Raw genomic sequence first — 19,228 nt, forward strand, 5'->3', positions numbered from 1 at the left:
ATGAGGAGAGCTTAGGCGGGCACCGTTCAGTGCAGTCAAGTGATCTTCGCCGAAACCCGGCAAGGATAGGCCGAATGTCCGCTTTGACCGACTGTTAGCCGATCAAGGGAGCGAGGACCGCAGTCTTGGCCGCAACCGAACATGAAACCGTTTTTACTTATGGCGCACCGGCGTTGAAGTACGGAACCGGCGCCAGCGACGAGATCGGCTACGACCTGACGCAGTACGGCGCCCACCGAGTGCTCGTTCTGACCGACCCGCAAGTGGCCGCGACCGGCTGGCCGCGCCGCATCGCCGACGGCATCACCGGCTACGGCATCGAGACCGAGATCTTCGACGGCGTACACGTCGAGCCCACCGATGTCAGCATGCAGAAGGCGGTTGACTTCGCCCGCGGAACCGGCCCGTACGACGCCTTCGTCGCCGTCGGCGGTGGCTCCGCCATCGACACCGCCAAGGCGGCGAACCTCCTCACCAGCAACGACGGCGACCTGATGGACTACGTCAACGCCCCCGTCGGCGGCGGCCGCGCACCGGACCGCCCGCTGAGGCCGCTGGTCGCGGTACCGACCACGACCGGCACGGGCTCCGAGAGCACGACGGTCTGCGTCCTCGACGTGTTGTCCCTGCGCGTCAAGAGCGGCATCAGCCACCTGCGCCTGCGCCCGACCCTCGCCGTCGTCGACCCGCGGCTGACGGTCAGCCAGCCTCCCGGCGTGACCGCCGCCAGCGGCATGGACATCCTCTGCCACGCCGCGGAGAGCTACACCGCGAAGCCGTACACCGAGTTCGAGCGCAAACGCCCGGAACAGCGGGTTCCGTACTGCGGCTCCAACCCCCTGGCCGACATGTTCGCCGAGCAATCCCTCCGGCTGCTGTCCTGGGCCCTGCCCGCGGCCGTACGCGACGGTTCCGACCTCAAGGCCCGCGAAGCCATGGCCTTGGCCGCGACGTTCGCCGGACTCGGGTTCGGCAACGCCGGCGTCCACATCCCGCACGCGAACGCGTACCCGATCGCCGGCCAGGTCAGGAACTTCCACCCGGACGGTTACCCGGGCGAAGAACCCATGGTGCCGCACGGCATGGCCGTGTCGTTGACCGCGCCCGCCGCGTTCCGCTTCACCTTCGACGCGGCCCCGGACCGCCACCTCCGTGTCGCGCGCCTGCTGGCGCCCGACTTCGAGTGGCCCGGCGACTTCGCCGACCACCTGCCCGCGGTGCTGATCGACCTGATGCGCCGCATCGGCATCCCGGACGGCATCGGCGCCGTCGGCTACACGGAGTCCGATGTGGACTCCCTCGTCGAGGGAACGCTGAAGCAGCAACGCCTGCTGGCCACCGCTCCTCGCGAGGCTTCCGAGGAAGACCTGTCGGACATCCTGCGCGAGTCGGTGTCGCTGTGGTGAACGGGTACCCCCACTGGCAGACGGTTCCGCTGCGCTGGAAGGACAACGACGTCTACGGACACGTCAACAACGTCGTCCACTACTCGCTGATGGACACCGTGATCAACACCTGGCTGATCGAGCAGGGTGGTCTCGACATCGAGACCGGGGAGGTGATCGGGCTGTGCGTCGAGTCGCACTGCGGTTATCACTCATCGGTTTCCTTTCCTGGTTCGCTGCGGGTCGGTTTGCGGGTGGCGCACCTCGGGAAGTCCAGCGTGCGCTACGAGATCGGGATGTACGCCGCCGACGAGACCCTGGTCGCGGAAGGGCACTTCGTGCACGTCTTCGTGGACCGTGAGTCACGTCGGCCGACACCGCTCTCGGGCAAGCTGCGTGAGGCACTGGAAGCACTGCAACCCGGCTGACGCGCACCGCCTTGTTCTTCTGGTACCTCCGATCATGCCCGAAGGCACCGACAGAACCGGCGATTCGACTCGAGTTGTCCACAGGCCCCCCGAAAACCGTCGAGTTGTCCACAGATTGAAATCAAGGGCTTCCCCGGCCTCCCGACGGAGATAAGCTCAAGGAGCACAGAGATAAGTCCACAGTGGACGAGCTCTCGGCTGACACGTGCGGCTCGCGACACGGATGGCGACCTAGGCGTCGATCCGGTGGCACCGGGAATCGTGTCCGGCTGACAGCCCCACGGTGGCCGCAGAACCGCCGCCGGCAGGCGCCCCGCCGGTGGTCGCGGCTCCATCGTCCACGGAGGGACTCAGTGTGGTGTGGCCGTTGCCGGAAGGCGCCCCGCCAACGGCCGCACCACCGCCCACGGGCGAACCGGTCGAGGTACCCGCCGGTTCACCACCTGCGTCAGCAGTCGGGCGGGCACCGGTGGCCGCATGGTCGGGCACCGGTGTCGCCCAAGCCTGCATGAGCTGCGCGTACCGCGCCGACCTGGCCACCAGTTCGGCATGGCTGCCCACCGCGGTTTCGCGCCCGTCCACGACGAGCACGCGATCCGCGCGCAACGCCGAAGAAAGCCGGTGCGCGATCACCACCAGAACACCACCCCGCGCGGCGAAGGCCCGCTCCGCGCGGGCTTCCGCCACCGGGTCGAGATGGGAGGTCGCTTCATCGAGGATCACCACTTGCGCCGCACTGGCGTACACCCTGGCCAACGCGAGCAGCTGCGCTTCGCCCGCGGAGACACCTTCGCCGCCGTGACCGATTTCGGCGTCGAGGCCGCCCAAGCGCCGCAGTAGCGCGCCCGCGCCCACCGCGTCGGCCGCGGACGACAGGTCGTCGTCCGAAGCTGACGGGGCGAACAGGCTCACGTTGTCCCGCACCGTTCCCGCGAAGACATACGCCTCCTGCGGGATCAGCGCCACCAGTTCGTGGCGCAAAGCGGCAGGCACGTCCCGCACCGGGACGCCGCCCAGCAGCACGCGGCCCTCCTGCGGCGCGAGCATCCCGGTGAGCAAGCCGGCCAATGTCGACTTGCCGATGCCACTCGGCCCGACGACGGCGAGGTGCTCCCCCGGCCGCAGTCCCAGGTCCAGACCACGGACCACGGGTTCAGCCGACGCACCCCAGCTGAACGTCAGGCCATGCACCCGGACGTCGATGCCGCGCGGAATCGCCGTGCCGTCGACGACATCGGGCAGTTCGGCCGTCTCCGCCAACCGGCGAAGGGCGACGAGCAGGCGCAGGACGACGGTGCCGGCTGTGGCCGCCAGGCCGCGAAGGGCCGGCTGCATCGTCGTGGCCAGGTAGACGAGCGCGCCCAGGGCCGCGCCGGCGGTCAGCTCTCCGCTAACTACCAACCCCGGTGCCAGGGCGAGCGCGAGAAGCAGCGGAACGAACCCACCGAGCGAGATCACCAGTGCCCGGAGCGCGCTCGAGCGAGCCACGCGGATTGCCGCGTCAGCCTGAGCGTCGACCGCGTCGTACATCGCCAGTGCGGCGACCGGTTGCGCACCGCAGGCCACGATGTCGCGCATGCCGGACAGCGACGCGCCCGCCGTCGCTGCCGTGTGCTCGTCGGCCAGCGCCAGCGCGCGCTGGCGGCGAGCCAGCGACGGCAGGAGGCAGACGAAGGCAGCCAACGCAACGATCACCGGCAGCGCGACCGGCGCCACGAGCGCGCCAGCGACGGTCATGAGGCCGGCGAGCGCGGACGTCGTCGTCACCAGCATGCCGCGGGCCTGTACGAGCAGACCGGCGGTCGCGTCGCGCACGACCTCGACGTGCTGGGTGATCCGGGCGACGCCGCTGGAGTCCGGTCGGTTGCGCGGTGGGGAGTCGTCGTGCAGCACGCCGCGGACGACGGCCGTCACGAGAGCGTCGCGCAGGGGTTCGACGACCTTGCCGAGCTGGTGCCAGACCATCCGCGCACCGAACGCGCCGAGCAAGGCGGCCAAGCCGAACAACGTCAGCCAGCCGAGGCCTGCCGCCGGGTCGCCGACCGCGAAGCCGCGGTCGACGGACAGCTCGACCAGTCGTCCCGAAAAGAAAGCCGGTACGCCTTCGAGCAGCGAACAAACCAGCAGCACGACACCGCCGCGCCATTGCCCGGCGAGGGCGGCCCAGTACAGCCTGCGCAGGCTCACTCGTCGTCCTCCGTGAAGACACCCCGGTAGCCCGGCTCTCCCCAAAGGACGGCGTGCGGGGCGACCGCGCGGATCCGACCTTCCTCGAGCCAGACCACCAGGTCTGCGCGGGCAGCAGTGGCGGCCCGATGGGTCACGACGACGCGTGTGCGTCCGGGGAGCACCTCAGCCAACGCGCGCTCGACCGCCGCCTCGGTGACCGTGTCGAGGCTGGCCGTGGCGTCGTCGAAGATCAAGACGCGCGGGTTGTGCACGATCGCCCGGGCCAGCCCGAGCCGCTGGGCCTCGCCGCCGGAGAGGGGCGTTTCGGTCAGCGGCGTTCGGTAGCCCGAGGGCAGGCGGACGACCACTTCGTCGACCTGCGCAGTCCGGCAGGCGGCCCGGATAGCGGACTCGCCGGCCCACGAGCCGTAGCCGACCGCGTCGGCGACCGTGGTGCCGAGCAGGACGGGCCGCTCGAACGCGTAGCCCACGACCGCGCGCAGTTCCTCGGGACGGATGCGCTCGAGCGGGCGGCCGTCGAGGACGACCTGGCCCTCGTTGGGCGCGATCAGCCCACCGACCACCCCGGCCAGCACCGACTTGCCCGAGCCCGAGCGGCCGACGAACGCGACGTAGGTGCCGCCGTCGATGCGCAGGTCGATCTCGGCGAGCGCGGCCGTGACGCCGACCTGACAGAGCTCCACCGTGCCGTCGCCGGGCAGGAGCGGGAGCTTGCCGGGCACGGGTTCGGGCTCGTCGAGGACCTCGACGAGCCGTTCGGCGCAGCCGCGCGCCCGCGACAACGTCGTGAGCAGCGGGATCTGGGTGATCAGGCCGAGAGCGAGGGCGACGTAGCCGAGCGTGGCCACGACGTCGCCGACGCTGAGCCGGCCGTCGAGCACGCCGAAGCCGGCGGCGGCCAGCACGGACAACTCGACCGCCGGGGTCAGCAGGCCGGCGCGCCAGACCATCCGGGCCTGGGTGCGCCACAGGCCCTGTCCGGCGAGCGTCAGCTTCGGGAGCGGGCGTAGGACGCGCTCCGCCTCACGATCGGCTGTGCCGGACGCGGCGATGGTGCGGAGGCCGGCGACAGCGTCGACCATGCGGGCCGCGAGTTCGCCGGACACCTGCTGATAGGTGAGAACGTCGTCGGCGGTGCGGCGCAAATGACTCCGCGCGAGCAGCAAAGCGAACGGGATGCTGCCCAGGAAGACCAGCGCCAGCCGCCAGTCCAGCAGGGCGAGCAGGACGACCGCGCCGGACGAGATGATCAGCGTCGAGCCGCACTGGACGACGATCCTCACGATGCCGCCCGCGCCCGTGCAGTCGCCGGTGAGGCGGCTGATCGCGTCGCCCTCCGCGAAGCGGGAACGGGCGCCCAGCGCGAACAGCTTGTCCGACAAAGTTCGCCGGAGCCAGGCGGACGCCGTCGCGGTCAGGCGGGTCGTCAGGATTCCGCCGACGACGTCGGCCGTGATCTCCGCTCCGCCGACCAGCAGCAGCCACGAGACTTCGCGCCCGCTCGGGCGGCCCGCGACCACCGCGTCCACTGCGGCCGCGAGCGCGCCGGGCAGGAGGAGGCCGGCCGCGGTGGCGACCAGCGCGGTGACCACGACGGCGGCCAAGCGGAAGCGGTCGAGGCCGGCCACCTTGACCAGCAGCCGATCGGCGGGGCCGCGCATCTCACTCCTTCGGACAGGTACCGCCGGGGCGGTGCCGGAGCGCAGAATGAACGTGCGGGAGCGGCGCACTTGGCCTGTGCCGCTCCCGCACCGTTCACCTCGGCACTACTCGCCGGCGGACCGCCAGGTCAGTGGTAGCAGGTCAGCAGGCTGATGGAGCTGTGGGCGCAGGCGGCGAGCAAGCTCAGGTTCGACGCGCCGCCGTGACCGCCACCGTGGCCGCCGTCGAGCACCTCGGGGGTCTCCATTGCCTGCAGCTCCAGAACGAGTTCCATCGGTGTTCCTTCCTTCGGTTTCCTCGGCTCCGCCGGTCAGCGACCGGAGGTCTGGGGGGACGGCGTGCCGCCCAGGAGGGGCAGCACCTCCTTGCCGTCCAGGAGGGCGGCAAGTGCCAGGAGGATTCCCGCGCCGCCGGTCTTGACGTCCATCGACAGGCGCAGCAGCTGGTTGCCGGGGAACGCGAGGCCGCCCTTGAACGGGACCGCGTACCAGGACAGCCGCGCCAGGTGCAGGTCGATCGCCGCGCGGATCGGCGGCGACGGGTTCGGGTCCATGCCCAGCGCGACCGCCAGTCCGCACCGGCCGAGGAGGAGGCCCGGGTGGATCACGAACTCGCCGCGGCACGATTCGCGCAGTGCGGGGAGGCTCTCGCAGGCGTTGGCGTCCGGGCAGTGCCGCGCCAGCTGCTCGGCGACCAGGAGGATGCCGGCGCTGCCGACACCGGCGTAAGGCAGCGTGCGAGCCGCGCCGTCGCGAACCTGCAGTGAGCCGTCGTCGGTCTCGACGCACTCCTCGAGGTCGCGGGTCAACGCTTGGTCGGCGAAGGACAGCCAGGCGGGCTCGCCGGTCCGCTCGAAGAGCCGGGTGAACAGCAGAGCGGGCCCGGACCAGCCGGACAGCAGGCCGGCGCGGGCGAAGTTGCCGGGCGGCGGCGCCGTCTCCAGCGCCTCGGCCAGCCGGACCGCCGTGGCCAGCGCCTGGCGGCCGAACTCGTTGTCCTGGCGGACCGTCGCGAAGTGCAGCATCGCGAGCCCGATACCGGCGAGACCGCCTTCGAGGCCGTGGTCGGTCGTCTGCTCGACCAGCCGCGCGGACGACGCCAGCAGCCGGGTGGCCTCGCCGTGGTGACCGAAGTTCTCCAGCACGTAGGCGATGCCGTAGCTGCCGTCGTAGAAACCGGGCCGCGTCGGCGGGTCGCGGCGGATCGAATCGATCAGCCAGCGCTCGTGCTCGGGGAACCGGCCGGCGCCGCTGACGTCGAGGGCGTGCAGCACGCCCGCGGCACCGACGCCGAAGCAGGCGCCGCCGACGCTGAACTGCTCGATGTCGCCGGGGAACAGCCGGTCCTCACGCTCGGGGGTCGCACTCGCCAGGATCGCCTCGGCGATCTGCTTGCGGACCAGCGGCCAGTCCGGTTTCTCCTGGTCGAGCTCGGTGTGGACCGGCACCGACCGCGCAGGAGCCGTACGCGAGGCCAGCACCGCGACCGCGGCGTCGGCGTAGCCCGCGGGGAGCGCGAACCGGCGTTCGACGAACTCCGCGATGCCGGGCAGCTTGGCCGGGGCGAGCTCCATCAGCTGGGACAGCGGCAGGAACAGCCACAGCCGCAACGCCGCGAGCGCGTGCTCGTCGATCTCGAAGCCGGTGCGGTCGGCCGGGGCGCGGAACCCGGGCGCGCCCAGCGCCGGGCGGTCGCCGGACTCGACGTCGAAGGCCATTTCGAAGTCGATCAGGGAGATCCGGCCGTCGTCGTCGATCAGGATGTTCAGCGGGTGCAGGTCGCCGAAGACGACACCGCGGGCGTGGATGGCCTCGATCGTCTTCTCGACGCCGTCGATGACGTCGAGCGCGCGCCGGGCGTAGTCGGCGAGGTCGGCGGCCGTCGTCCCGCGCCTGGTCAGCGGGTAGTTGTAGGCCAGCCAGCTGCCCAGCGAGCGGCCGGGCAGGTACTCCATCGCCAGGTAGTGGTGCTCCCAGACCGTGAACCGCTCGAGGACCTTCGGCACCCCGGGGACGCCGGCCAGCCGGTCGAGGACGTCGTGCTCGCGGCGGAGCCGTTCGACGGCGTCGACCCCTGCCTTGTCGAGGCCGGCGTGCGGGCGGGCCTCCTTGAGGACGACCTCGTCGCCGCCCTCCTTGGGCTCCGCGACGTAGACGCCGCCCCCGTTCGAGAAATGCAGGGACCTCATCACCCGGTAGCGGAATTGACTCGGGTCGCCCGCTTTACGCGCGGCGACACTACTCCGCAAACATGCCGGAATTTTCACCCAATCGGGGACGGAGAACGTCGGCTCCCGCTTGTCGGGGACGAGCCGGCCGTCCGGCTTGCGGATCGCGAGGACGCGGTTGCCGTCGTGTTCGACCCACTGCTCGGTGAATCCTCCGTAACGCACGTAGAGGGGTCCGTCACCGTATCGGAGGTCGCTCAGGATATAGGCGCCGTGCTCACCCTCGAGCCGAGTCGAGAGGTCTTCGAGAACCCGCTCGAGCTGCCGGTCGTCCGGCGGGTAAATCGTCACCAGCTTGGCGCTGCCGTCCCGCGGCGCGTATTTCGAATTCCGGGCGAGCAGGGTCAGCATCGAGCGGAGGTGCTTGTACGGGATGCGGTGCTCGAGGCAGTACTCGTGGACCTGCTCGAGTACGCGCCGAGCGTTGTCCAGACCGGCGGAAACGTGGATCTTCCAGCCCTGACCGGGGAGAACCTGACCGCGGGGGTGCAGCATGCGCCAGACTCCGCGGTCGGCGGTGACCCAGCCGGACGGCGCCGGCAGCGCCGAAGCGAATTCGTCGACCGGCGTGCCGATTTCCGCTTGTTCGTCGTAGAACAACGGGTCGGCGAAGCAATATGCTTCGTAGCGCAGGTCCATCCGGGATACCCCTCCGTGCGATCCCCCCGGGCACCGCGACCCCGGGACAAGGAATATTCCCCCATGCCGAACAGCCCTGGGCCAATCCGCCAACCCGGGGGTTCAACTGGGCTATCCGAGGTAGGCAAAAAGGTCAGTTGTCCGTCGACAGCTGAACCGAGGGTGATTTTTACCGGACAGCCCACCACTCCATAGTGGTGTAACACGAAGATTTTTACGCCATTCCCGCAGGTCCACACAAGGGCCGAACGGAATAACCCGCCGAATTGGCAGAATGCCATCAAGGCGGCACGGTGATCATTTCACCCGGTAGCCGCCGGTCACGTGATCCCGGAATCGTCCACAGTGGAGCATGACGTGGCCCGCGCCACGCCGCGGCACCTCGGCGGACGGCCCCGCCGGTACCACGGAGTAAGTTGGCGCCCGGCGAGCGGAAGGAGGAACGGGTGATCTTCGGATTCGCCGTGACGGTCGCTGTGGCCGCCGCGCTCGTCGCGCTGTGGAGCTTCATCCAGTCGGCGCGCAACCGGCTGCCGGACAACCCCCTCCTGATCGCGCTCGCGGTCCTGGAACTGCTGCTGGTCGCGCAGCTGGTGATCGGCATCGTGCTGCTCGCCGGCGGTGCACACCCCGGCAGCCTGGCGACCTATCTGGCCTACCTGATCGGCAGCCTCGTCGTGCTGCCGGTCGGCGCCGCCTGGGCGCTGGCCGAGCGGAGCCGCTCGAGCACGGCGGTGCTGGGCATCGCGTGCCTGGCCATCCCGGTGATGGTGCTGCGACTGAACGAGGTGTGGAGTGGAGCAACAGCGTAGGACGGCCTCCGGCCCCGGACGCGTGCTCGTCGCCGTGTACGCGATCTTCGCGCTGGCCGCGACGTCGCGGGCCGGCGTCCAGATCGGCACGAAGTTCCACGAAGCCCCGCTGGCCTACCTGCTCTCGGCGTTCGCCGCGGTCGTCTACATCGTCGCGACGATCGCGCTGGCCCGCCGCGGTGACGGCTGGTGGCGCGTGGCCCTCGTGGCCTGCTCGATCGAGCTGCTGGGCGTGCTGACCATCGGCACGCTGAGCCTGGTCGACGCGGCCGCCTTCCGCCACCCGACCGTCTGGTCGGTCTACGGCGAGGGCTACCTGTTCATCCCGCTCGTCCTGCCCGTCATCGGGCTGTACTGGCTGCGCAAGTCCTCGCCGGCCAAGATCGCGGCCTAACAGTACGGGAACTGCACGTAGGCCCCGCGAGGACAATAAATACGGATTCGACCGGCGACTTTCGTCGGTTCCGGACATTCCCCCAAAACTCGGACACTCTTGTCGTTCGGTCCCCACCGGCTTTCCCCCCACGCGGTTCTCCCCCGCGTGAAAGGAGTGAGCGTGAAATTCGGCAAGTTCGTCCTGCTGGCCGCGAGCACCGCACTGGCCGTCGTCGGCCTCGGCGGCCCCGCGTCCGCCGACAGCACCCCGCAGGCCCAGCCGTCGATCATCGGCGGCAGTACCGCAACGAGCGGCCCCTGGGCGGCCCGGCTGTTCGTGAACGGCCAGCAGAACTGCACCGCGACGATCATCGCGCCGCAGTACATCCTCACCGCCAAGCACTGCGTCAGCAGCTCCGGCACCTACACGTTCCGGATCGGCAGCCTGGACCAGACCAGCGGCGGCACGATGGCCACCGGCTCCACCATCACGCGCTACCCGGGCGCCGCCGACCTGGCGATCGTCAAGCTCACGACCTCGGTCAGCGCGACGTACTCGCCGCTCGGCAGCGTCGGTGACGTCGCGGTCGGGCAGAACGTCTCGGTCTACGGCTGGGGCGCGACCAGCCAGTGCGGCTCCGAGATCAACTGCCAGTCGCGGTACCTGAAGGTCGCGACGGTCCGGGTCAACTCGATCGGCTGCAGCGACTACACCGGCGGGGTCGCGGTCTGCGCGAACCGCGTCGACGGCATCACCGCCGGCGGCGACTCGGGCGGTCCGATGTTCGCCTCCGGGCGCCAGGTCGGCGTCGCGTCGACCAGCGACCGGGTGAACAACACCGCATACACGAACATCACGCGCTATCGCAGCTGGATTTCGCAGGTGGCCGGAGTCTGATTCCTGACGGCAAAAGGGGCCCGGTCGCGTGTGAACTGACCCCTGGAAGTTGGACTGGCTAGGTAAAGCTAGGGCTTGAGGGCCTGGGCTCGGTATTCGGCCGGGCTCAGGCCTTCAAGCGTGGTCGAGATGCGGATCGTGTTGTACCAGTCGATGTACTCGTCCAGCTCGGCGGTGAACTCCTCGACGGTGTCGAAGCTGTTGTGGTGGAACAGTTCTTCCTTCAAATGACCGAAGAAGTTCTCGGCCATGGAGTTGTCCAGGCAGTTCGCTCGCCGGGACATCGACTGGGCCAGGCCCGCGTCCTCGATCAACCTCCGCCAGGAGACGTGCTGGTACTGGAACCCCTGGTCGGAGTGCACCAACGGCCTGGCGGCGCCGTCGAGGGTCGCGATCGCCGCGCGCAGCGACGAGTTCGTCAGTTCCAAACTCGGGGACGGGCCATGGCTGTAGGCGATCACGGATCGGTCGAACAAGTCGATCACCGGGGACAGGTAGACCTTGCGGTCGCCGATACGGAACTCGGTCACGTCGGTGACCCATTTCGTGTCCGGAGCCGCCGCGGTGAACTGGCGATCCAGCACGTTGGCCGCGACCGTGCCGATCTGCCCGAGCCAGGACCGATAGCGGCGCGGCCGCCGGACCTGGCAGAACAGGCCCAGCATGTTCATCAGCTTCAACACCGTCTTCTTAGCTACCCGCCAGCCCCCGCGGCGCAGCATCGCGTGCACACGCCGATGCCCGTAGCGGCCGCGGGCGGCCTCGAACTGCTCGGTGACCGCCGCCTTCAGCTCGACCTGCGGGTCGGGCCGGGTCAGCCGGGCCTGGTGGTAGAAGAACGTCGAGCGTGCCAGCCCGGCGGCCGCCAGCAGCACCGCCAGCGGATACTCGGCCTTGAGGGTGGCGATGACCTGGGTTTTCACCCTCGCCCCTGCTCCTTCAAGGCCCGCAATTTTTCCAGCAACGCCACCTTCGCCGACAACTCCAGGTTCTCCTGCCGCAGGCGATCCAGCTCGCTGAGCCCGGCTGGGTCAACCGGCTTGCCCGGCCGGCCTTTCGGCTTGGGCCGCAACGCGTCCTCGCCCTCACGCCGGTACACCCTGACCCAGTTTTCCACCAGCTTCGGCGACGACAGATCATGCTCACGCGCCAGCTCCATCGCCGACGCCTCACCATCGACGAACCGGCGCACGACCTCACGCTTGAACTCGAAGGTGAACGACCGCTTACCCGGCTCCCTCATCAGCGCTCCCGCGCTCCGCAACCTCCAACGATCACGCAAGCGTCGCACCGCCATCGGCGACACGCCCAACCGGGTCGCGACCACCTTCGCGCCATACCCGGCCTCGAACAACGCAACAGCGGACTCCCGCTGCTGCTCAGACAACGAACTTCCTGGATACACCAAACCGCTCCCCGGAAAGTCGGAACTGGATTCCCAGTCCAACTTCCGGGGAGCGGTTCACGTGACCGGGCCCCTTTTCTCCGGGATGTTCAGGCGTCGCGAGGCCGGAAGAAAGCGACGAGTTCGGCAGTGGCGAGTGCGTCCCAGGGATCGGTGGTCTCGAGCACGGCGGCGGCACCGGTCGGGAACTTGACCTGGACGTCGCGGGTGTCGTCGCCGTGCCCGGCCAGGTGCAGGGTCAGGTCACTGACCCCGGGCTCGTGCCCGACGAGGGCGACGGTGGTGACTTCGGGTGGCGTCTGGCTCGCGGCGTTCAGCAGTTCGGGGACGTCGGCGCCGTAGAGGTCTTCGTCGAACGTCACAGGCGGTGCGGCGGGGAGTTCTCCGGCGACGTGCTGCCAGGTCTCGCGCGTACGGCGAGCGGTGGAGCAGAAGACGAGCTCGGGGACGTAGCCGGCGTCGACGAGCCAGCGGCCGAGCTTCGGCGCAGCCCGGAGCCCGCGGGGCGCCAGGGGACGATCGTGGTCGGGGAGGCCGTCCGACCAGTCCGACTTGGCGTGGCGGACGACGATGAGCCGTCGGGGCGCGTCCATCAGCTGAGCCTAACGAGCCCGTGGCCGAGACGACCACGGGCTTGCGGGTCACCAGTTGGTGCGGCGCCCGGACGGGTCGTGTCCCCGCGTGCCGGACCGGCGTTGCGGCCCGGGTTCGATCGCCTCTTCGGAACGCGGTTCCGGGGCGTACACCGGCTGGCGGAACAGACCTCCGTACCGCTCACCCTGGGGTGCGGTGACCGCTCCGGGCCGGGGCTCCTCGGTGACGGGGTGGCTGAACAGCGAACTGTCCATTGTGGAGTGAGTGATCGTGGATCCTTTCGTGGACGCCACGGGAGTGGCGTGTGTCAGGCGGGCAGCGGTACGCCACCCTCGGTCGGCTCCGCGGCGCGCGTGAGAACGCTCTGCGCGGCGTCGGGGCCGGTTTCCGGCGGGATGACCTGCACCGTCAGCCGATGCCGGTCCCAGCCGATCACCGTCAGGCTTCCGGGCTCCTGTGACCGGAATCCTTCGAGCCGGACGACGTTGCCGCCGACGACGATCCGCCGCTGCGAGGCCGGCCAGTCCGCGAGGTGGTAGGTCACGCGGTCGATCCGACCCAGCCGATCGGCCACCGCTGCGAGCAGCGCGGGCAGTTCGGCGGCCAGGTCACGGCTGCGGGGCCACCACGCGCCGTCGACGTGTCCGGTGGCCGGCGCCGCCGGCTTCAGCGACAGGCGTGAAGTGGATGGATTGTTCGAGCCCGACGGCATGTCGGCGCTCCCGTCTCCGGCTGTCGACATCGACCGGATTGGGGCCGAGGACGGCGCAGGCTCGACCGCTCGCGCACGAAATGCTCTCGGACACCACTCAGCGTACACGACGATCTCGCGGAGTGTGTTAAGACTGGGTTCTAGCAAAGGGGCCACCGTGCACCAGCTCAGTCTCGGCGTCATCGCGCGTTCACGGAAAGAGAACGAACGGCGACGGCCGATCCACCCACGCCACTTCGAACGGATCGACGCCGGTCTCCGGGAGAGCATCTACCTCGAACTCGGCTACGGCGAACCCTTCGGCGTGCCCGACGAGCACCTGGCGGGCCTCGTCGCGGGCCTGCGCACCCGCGAGCAGCTCATCGCCGAGTGCGACGTCGTGCTGCTGGCCAAGCCGCTTCGCGAGGACGTCGCCGAGCTGCGGCCCGGCCAGGTGCTGTGGGGCTGGCCGCACTGCGTGCAGGACGTCGAGCTGACCCAGCTGGCCATCGACCGGAAGCTGACGGTGATCGCCTTCGAGGCGATGAACCACTGGCGGCGCGACGGTTCGTTCGGCCTGCACGTCTTCCACAAGAACAACGAGCTGGCCGGCTACTGCTCGGTGCTGCACGCGCTGCAGCTGATCGGCTCGACCGGCGACTACGGCCGCCGCCTGCGAGCCGTGGTGATCGGCTTCGGCGCGACCGCGCGCGGCTCGGTGACAGCGCTGAACGCCCACGGGATCCACGACGTCGACGTCCTCACCGCCCGCGGCCTCAGCGCGGTCGGCTCACCGATTCATTCCGCGACGATGGTGCACATCGACCACGACGCGACCAACCCGGGCGATCTCCGCCGCAGCCACGCGATCACCGCCCGCGGCCGGGTGCCGCTGGCCGGGTTCCTCGCCGAGCACGACATCGTGGTCAACTGCGTGCTGCAGGACACCGCGGCACCGCTGACTTTTCTCATCGAGGAGGATCTCGCCGAGTTCGGCTCGGGAAGCCTCATCATCGATGTCTCGTGCGATGAAGGCATGGGTTTCAGTTGGGCTCGGCCCACGACGTTCACCCAGCCGACGTTCCCGGTCGGTGACGGGGTGATTTACTACGCCGTGGACCACAGCCCGTCCTACTTATGGGACTCGGCTACCTGGGAGATCAGCGAGGCCTTGCTGCCGCATTTGCCGGCGGTCTTGGCCGGGCACACCGCTTGGGACGAGCACGAAACCGTTCGGCGGGCTGTGGAAATCCGGGATGGGATGGTTCGCAACCCGGCGATCTTGTCGTTTCAGCAGCGCTCAGGGGACTACCCGCATCAGCGCGATGCCGCTGAGCAGGGAGTTTGAGTGGGCCGCCTGGGGCTCGAACCCAGAACCTACGGATTAAAAGTCCGCAGCTCTACCAATTGAGCTAACGGCCCGCGCCCCCAGTTTAGCCAGGCCCTGGTCCGGCACCTCCACACCGGGGTGCGGCTGAGGCCCCTCGTAAGGTCAAGACTGGTTCTCGGCCGGTGGACCGCCCATGATGCGGGGATGCTTGGTTCCCTGCTGATCCTCACCGGGCCGCCCGGTGCCGGGAAGTCGACCGTGGCCCGTCTTGTCACCGAGGATGCGCCGCGGGCCACCGTGCACCTGCACACCGACAGCTTCTACGTCTGGATCCGGACCGGGTTCGTGGCGCCGTACCTGCCCGAGGCCGCCCGGCAGAACGAGGTCGTGCTCGGGGTGATCGCCGAGGCCGCCTGTGGGTACGCGCGCGGTGGTTACGACGTGGTTCTCGACGGTGTGGTCGGGCCGTGGGCGCTGGAGCCGTTCCGCGCTGCCGCGAAGCGGGGCGGTTTGGACCTCTTCTACGTCGTCCTGCGGCCGGACCTCGAGGTCACCCTCGCGCGCGGGACCGCGCGCAGTGCCCCGGAGCTGACCGACGTCGAGCCTCTCAAGGCCATGCACGCCGCGTTCTCCGCGCTGGGTGAGCTCGAACGGAACGTCATGGACACGACCGACCAGACAATTGAAGAGACCGCCGAAGCGGTGCGGCAACGCGCCCGCTCGGCGGCCTTCAGGTTGTGACGCTCCTCAGTGGACGAACGTCAGCACTGCACGAACAGACCGGTGTAGGCCGTGCACTTCTTCGACGCCTTGTCGTTGGCCGCGGCCGGGTCGGCCGGGGCGCTCGCCGCTCGCTCGGCCGTGGCCGTGAACGCGCCCCAGGCGAAGAAGCCGCCCTCGGAGCTGAACTTCGCCGTAGCCGTCGCGCCCGGGGCGACGTTGCCGATCGCGCAGGTCAGGGCCGTGCCCGAGCGGGTGCAGCCGGTCAGTGACGTGACCGTGCGGCCTGAACCCGCGTTGGCCGTCACGCGGACGCCGGTCGCGGTCGCCGGGCCGGTGTTCGACACCGTGATCACGTAGTCGACGCGGGCGACCAGGCCGGGGCGCGCGGTGCCGGTCAGCGCGACCTTGACGTCGGCCTCGTCCGGCGCGGCGATCGTGAGGGCCGGGCCGTCCTCGACGCCGAACGCGTAGTTGTCGCCGGCGAACTGGTGCTGCAGCGTGAACTGGCCGGGCTCGGCGTCCTCCTTCACCCGGAAGGTGAACGTCACCGTCTTGCTTTCGCCGGCACCCAGGTCGCCGACGCCGCCGCGGAAGCTGCTGAGGTACGGCGAGCACGCGATCGCGCCGGTGCAGGAGACCAGGTTCAGCAGGTCGACGACCGGCTTCTCCTTGGCGTAGAGCGCGGCCTTCGCGCCGGTGACCGTGAAGTCCGTCGGGTTGTACAGCTGCTCGGTGACCGTGAGCGTGTCGCCCGCGTGCACGGTGGTCGCGCTGACGTCGATCGAGCTGGGCGAGGGCGCCGCGGACGCGACGGCGGGGGCCGCGATCAGGGCCGCGGTCGTCAGCGCGGCCAGCACTGCGGTTCTTCGTCCGGTTCGCTGCATGTCTTGATCTCCTGGTTCCGAACCGAGGGGTACCGCTGGAGACCGTGGGGAACCGGTGTGCGCAGCGGGGGTGACGAAGATCAGATCGGCCGCCCCCGAAATTCGTTACCTGGTTCTCGAAACCGTGTCTGAACTGGGGTTTCCGGGGCGTTGCCCGATCACCGGACACCCCGGCGCCCCGAAAATTGTCGGACCCCCGTGGCACGCTCCGCACATGACCGAACACAGCACCCCGGTCGCGGCGCCGGCCCGCTTGACCGGCCCCCGCGAAGACCCGACACCGCTCGCCGACGAGCGGCAGGCCCTCACCGAGAGCCTCGACTACTACCGGCGCACTTTCGAGCTCAAGTGCGCCGGTCTGGACCCCGGACAGCTGGCCGAACGCTCGGTTCCACCGTCGACGCTGACCCTGCACGGGCTGCTGCGGCACCTCACCGGCGTCGAACGCTGGTGGTTCCGGATCCAGTTCGCCGGCGAGGACCTCCCGAACCTGTACTACTCCGACGACGACCCGGGGCAGGACTTCACCTCGCTCGACGGCGACGTGGACGAGGCCTTCTCCCTGTGGCAGGCCGAGTGCGCGCGCTCACGGGAGATCGTCGCGGCGAGCTCGCTGGACCAGACCGGCATCCGCCGCAGCACGGGCCAACCGTTCGCCCTGCGCTGGCTGATGCTGCGCATGATCGGCGAATACGCGCGGCACTGCGGTCAGGCCGACCTGGTCCGCGAGCGGATCGACGGCGTGACGGGCGAATAGCGGCTCAGGCGGCGGCCGCGCGGCGGCGGAGCCGGACGAGGAGGTTGACCACGAGCGGAACGACGATCCAGCACGCGTAGGCCCAGTGCGTGAAGAAGGCGACCGGGATCGAGACGGCGAAGGCGGCGGCCATCGTGCCGACCCCGCGGTACACCTTGCCGAAGAGCTCAGGTGGGGTGTCCGCGCGGTAGTGGTGGTTCCGCTGGATGCGCCGGGCCATGAAGAGGAACAGCGTCAGCGCGACCACCTGCACGAGCGCGTAGAAGACGAAGCGGAACTCGAACCCGGCGTCTTCGGCGATCACCTTGGTCGCGAACGGCATGACCACCTGCGTCAGCAGCCAGCCGAAGCTGAGGCGGATGAGCAGGCTGTCGAGGGTGGTGACGTGGTCGAACAGCCGGTGGTGGGCGCGCCAGTGGCCGCCGATCACGACGAAACTGATCAGGAAGGAGACGTATTCGGACTGGTGATGGCCGAGTGAACGCAGCAGTTCGGCGCTGGTGGCGCCCTCCGGCAGCGGCAGCTCGAGCGCGAGCAGCGTGATCGCGATGGCGACGACGGCGTCCGAGAAGAAGGTCAGCCGTTCGGCGGCGAAGCCCCGGGGTTCGGCGTCGGCGGTGCCTGCGGTGTCCTCGGTGTCCTTGGTGGACGGAGCACTGCTCATGGGCGATGAGCGTGCCAGACGCGGCCGCGTGACATTCGCCGAGGCCGGGCGCGTGCGATGCTGACGCCATGAGCGGCGACCCCGATTCCGGACTTCTGTCCCCGGTACGGGCCGGTACGCCGGCCGAAGCGTCGACCGGCGACGAGGCTTGGCTGCGCGCGATGCTCGACGCCGAGGCGGCGCTGGCGAGGGCGCAGGCGCGGCTCGGGACGGTACCGCCCGAGGCCGCGGACGCGATCACGGCGGCGGCGGGCAGCGCGCGGATCGACGTCGTCGAGCTGGCGCGGGGGTCGCGGGCGACCGCGAACCCGGTCGTCGGCCTGGTGAAGGCGCTGACGTCGGCGGTCGGCGGGAGCGCGGCGGAGTACGTGCACCGCGGCTCGACGAGCCAGGACATCTTCGACACCGCGATGATGCTGGTCGCCGACCGGACGCTGCGGCCGCTCGCCGCCGACCTCGACGCCACCGCCGAGGCGCTGGCCGAGCTGGCGCGCACGCACCGGGACACGATCATGGCCGGGCGCACGCTGACGGCGCACGCGGTGCCGACGACGTTCGGGCTGAAGGCGGCGGGCTGGCGGCAGCTGGTGCTGGACGCGGCCGTCCGGATCCGCCGGCTGCTCGACGGCGGCCTGCCGGTCTCGCTCGGCGGGGCAGCGGGGACGCTGGCGGCGTACGTGGAGTACGCCCGCCTGGCCGAGGGCGCGGGGATGGGGCAAGCGGGGCGGGGTGGGGCGGGGGGCGGGGGCCTGGAAGTCGGCACCGTCGACCAGCCTCACGCTGCGCCGTCACCCGCCGCACCCGCCGGAGACTATGCCGAACGGCTCGTCGACGCGTTCGCCGAGGAGACCGGGCTGGCCGTGCCCGTCCTGCCGTGGCACTCGCTGCGGACGCCGGTCGCCGACCTCGCCGGTGCGCTCGCCTTCACCGCCGGGGCGCTGGGGAAGCTGGCCGTCGACGTCGCGACACTTACGCGGACCGAGCTGGGTGAGGTCGTCGAACCGGCCGCTGATGGGCGGGGTGGGTCGTCGGCGATGCCGCACAAGCGGAATCCCGTGCTCGCGACACTCATCCGTTCCGCCGCGTTACAGGTGCCGGTGCTGGCCGCGGGGGTCACGCAGTCGATGCTGACCGAGGACGAACGGTCGGCCGGGGTGTGGCACGCCGAGTGGCAGCTGGTCCGGGAGTGCCTGCGGCTGACCGGTGGGGCCGCGCACACCGCCGTCGAGCTGGCGCGTGGGCTCAGCGCTCAGCCGGAACGAATGGCGGCGAACCTGGCGTCGACGCACGGGCTGATCGTCTCGGAGCGGCTCTCCGCCGTGCTCGCGCCGCTGCTCGGAAAAACCAAGGCCAAGGAGCTGCTGGGGGCGGCGTCGCAGCGGGCGGTGCGGGAAGACCGGCCGCTGCGGGAGGTGCTGGACGAGCTGCCCGCCGTCACCGCTGTGCTGACTCCGGCCGCGCTGGACGCGCTGCTCGATCCCGCCGGGTACACCGGGGCCGCCGGTGAGCTGGTCGACCGCGCGCTGGAGGGGGCGTGGGAACCGGGGTCGAAAAAACTTTGAAC

The 19,228-nt window shown here is 70.1% G+C and carries 20 protein-coding genes and 1 tRNA gene; 9 read left to right on the top strand and 12 right to left on the bottom strand.

Annotated features, from left to right (window positions below; all coding sequences use genetic code 11):
* The first annotated feature begins 173 nt into the window (after positions 1-173).
* Entirely contained in the window at positions 174-1,406 is a 1,233-nt protein-coding gene (locus tag H4696_RS31785; protein WP_169734787.1) for a hydroxyacid-oxoacid transhydrogenase, read from the top strand.
* Positions 1,400-1,813: an acyl-CoA thioesterase gene (locus H4696_RS31790; protein ID WP_086855964.1), complete on the top strand. Its 414-nt coding sequence runs from the start codon at positions 1,400-1,402 to the stop codon at positions 1,811-1,813. The genes H4696_RS31785 and H4696_RS31790 overlap by 7 nt, the downstream gene beginning before the upstream one ends.
* A gap of 231 nt (positions 1,814-2,044) precedes the next feature.
* On the opposite strand, the gene H4696_RS31795 is transcribed toward H4696_RS31790, so the two are convergent.
* From H4696_RS31795 to lanKC, 4 genes are all read right to left on the bottom strand, one after another.
* Entirely contained in the window at positions 2,045-4,000 is a 1,956-nt protein-coding gene (locus H4696_RS31795; protein WP_086855965.1) for an ABC transporter ATP-binding protein, read from the bottom strand.
* Positions 3,997-5,664, bottom strand: coding sequence for an ABC transporter ATP-binding protein (locus tag H4696_RS31800; protein ID WP_086855966.1), 1,668 nt, complete (start codon positions 5,662-5,664; stop codon positions 3,997-3,999). Before H4696_RS31800 ends, H4696_RS31795 begins: the two co-directional genes overlap by 4 nt.
* Before the next feature lie 128 nt (positions 5,665-5,792).
* Positions 5,793-5,939 (bottom strand): SapB/AmfS family lanthipeptide, encoded by a 147-nt coding sequence (locus H4696_RS31805; RefSeq protein WP_086855967.1) that lies wholly within the window; start codon positions 5,937-5,939, stop codon positions 5,793-5,795.
* A gap of 36 nt (positions 5,940-5,975) precedes the next feature.
* Complete coding sequence (gene lanKC / locus H4696_RS31810; protein ID WP_192782643.1) at positions 5,976-8,531, bottom strand: class III lanthionine synthetase LanKC; 2,556 nt, start codon at positions 8,529-8,531, stop codon at positions 5,976-5,978.
* Positions 8,532-8,977: 446 nt separating this feature from the next.
* On the opposite strand from lanKC, the gene H4696_RS31815 reads away from it, so the two are divergent.
* From H4696_RS31815 to H4696_RS31825, 3 genes are all read left to right on the top strand, one after another.
* Positions 8,978-9,343, top strand: a complete 366-nt coding sequence (locus H4696_RS31815) for a hypothetical protein (RefSeq protein WP_086865217.1) — start codon at positions 8,978-8,980, stop codon at positions 9,341-9,343.
* A gap of 22 nt (positions 9,344-9,365) precedes the next feature.
* Complete coding sequence (locus H4696_RS31820) at positions 9,366-9,737, top strand: hypothetical protein (protein WP_086865218.1); 372 nt, start codon at positions 9,366-9,368, stop codon at positions 9,735-9,737.
* A 162-nt stretch (positions 9,738-9,899) separates the two neighbouring features.
* Entirely contained in the window at positions 9,900-10,616 is a 717-nt protein-coding gene (locus H4696_RS31825; protein WP_086865219.1) for a S1 family peptidase, read from the top strand.
* A gap of 68 nt (positions 10,617-10,684) precedes the next feature.
* Here the strand turns inward: H4696_RS31825 and H4696_RS31830 are convergent, their stop codons facing one another.
* The 5 genes from H4696_RS31830 to H4696_RS31850 all read right to left on the bottom strand — a co-directional run bounded on the left by H4696_RS31830 (position 10,685) and on the right by H4696_RS31850 (position 13,357).
* The gene (locus H4696_RS31830) at positions 10,685-11,539 is read right to left on the bottom strand and encodes an IS3 family transposase (RefSeq protein ID WP_086864085.1); all 855 of its coding nucleotides are present in this window, start codon (positions 11,537-11,539) and stop codon (positions 10,685-10,687) included.
* A complete protein-coding gene (locus H4696_RS50365; protein ID WP_225955568.1) occupies positions 11,536-12,003 on the bottom strand; it encodes a helix-turn-helix domain-containing protein in 468 nt (155 codons plus the stop codon). The genes H4696_RS31830 and H4696_RS50365 overlap by 4 nt, the downstream gene beginning before the upstream one ends.
* 107 nt (positions 12,004-12,110) lie before the next feature.
* Positions 12,111-12,614, bottom strand: coding sequence for a SixA phosphatase family protein (locus tag H4696_RS31840; RefSeq protein WP_086856835.1), 504 nt, complete (start codon positions 12,612-12,614; stop codon positions 12,111-12,113).
* 48 nt (positions 12,615-12,662) lie between these two features.
* Positions 12,663-12,869, bottom strand: coding sequence for a hypothetical protein (locus tag H4696_RS31845; RefSeq protein WP_143264943.1), 207 nt, complete (start codon positions 12,867-12,869; stop codon positions 12,663-12,665).
* A 53-nt stretch (positions 12,870-12,922) separates the two neighbouring features.
* Positions 12,923-13,357: a DUF5994 family protein gene (locus H4696_RS31850; protein ID WP_225955857.1), complete on the bottom strand. Its 435-nt coding sequence runs from the start codon at positions 13,355-13,357 to the stop codon at positions 12,923-12,925.
* A 127-nt stretch (positions 13,358-13,484) separates the two neighbouring features.
* Between H4696_RS31850 and H4696_RS31855 the strand changes: the two genes are divergently transcribed.
* Entirely contained in the window at positions 13,485-14,654 is a 1,170-nt protein-coding gene (locus H4696_RS31855; protein WP_086856833.1) for a N(5)-(carboxyethyl)ornithine synthase, read from the top strand.
* Position 14,655: 1 nt separating this feature from the next.
* Here H4696_RS31855 and H4696_RS31860 read toward each other — a convergent pair.
* A tRNA-Lys gene (locus H4696_RS31860) sits at positions 14,656-14,728 on the bottom strand.
* Positions 14,729-14,840: 112 nt separating this feature from the next.
* Between H4696_RS31860 and H4696_RS31865 the strand changes: the two genes are divergently transcribed.
* The gene (locus H4696_RS31865) at positions 14,841-15,377 is read left to right on the top strand and encodes an AAA family ATPase (protein ID WP_086856832.1); all 537 of its coding nucleotides are present in this window, start codon (positions 14,841-14,843) and stop codon (positions 15,375-15,377) included.
* A 20-nt stretch (positions 15,378-15,397) separates the two neighbouring features.
* Here H4696_RS31865 and H4696_RS31870 read toward each other — a convergent pair whose 3' ends face one another.
* Positions 15,398-16,243, bottom strand: a complete 846-nt coding sequence (locus H4696_RS31870) for a COG1361 family protein (RefSeq protein ID WP_192782645.1) — start codon at positions 16,241-16,243, stop codon at positions 15,398-15,400.
* Between the two features lie 214 nt (positions 16,244-16,457).
* On the opposite strand from H4696_RS31870, the gene H4696_RS31875 reads away from it, so the two are divergent.
* On the top strand, positions 16,458-17,000 hold the full coding sequence (locus H4696_RS31875) for a DinB family protein (protein WP_086856830.1): 543 nt from the start codon (positions 16,458-16,460) through the stop codon (positions 16,998-17,000).
* A gap of 4 nt (positions 17,001-17,004) precedes the next feature.
* On the opposite strand, the gene H4696_RS31880 is transcribed toward H4696_RS31875, so the two are convergent.
* A complete protein-coding gene (locus H4696_RS31880) occupies positions 17,005-17,664 on the bottom strand; it encodes a TMEM175 family protein (protein ID WP_086856829.1) in 660 nt (219 codons plus the stop codon).
* Positions 17,665-17,732: 68 nt separating this feature from the next.
* Between H4696_RS31880 and H4696_RS31885 the strand changes: the two genes are divergently transcribed.
* Entirely contained in the window at positions 17,733-19,226 is a 1,494-nt protein-coding gene (locus H4696_RS31885) for a class-II fumarase/aspartase family protein (protein WP_192782646.1), read from the top strand.
* The last annotated feature ends 2 nt before the right edge of the window (positions 19,227-19,228 follow it).

It is taken from the genome of Amycolatopsis lexingtonensis, from assembly GCF_014873755.1.
Taxonomy (GTDB): domain Bacteria; phylum Actinomycetota; class Actinomycetes; order Mycobacteriales; family Pseudonocardiaceae; genus Amycolatopsis; species Amycolatopsis lexingtonensis.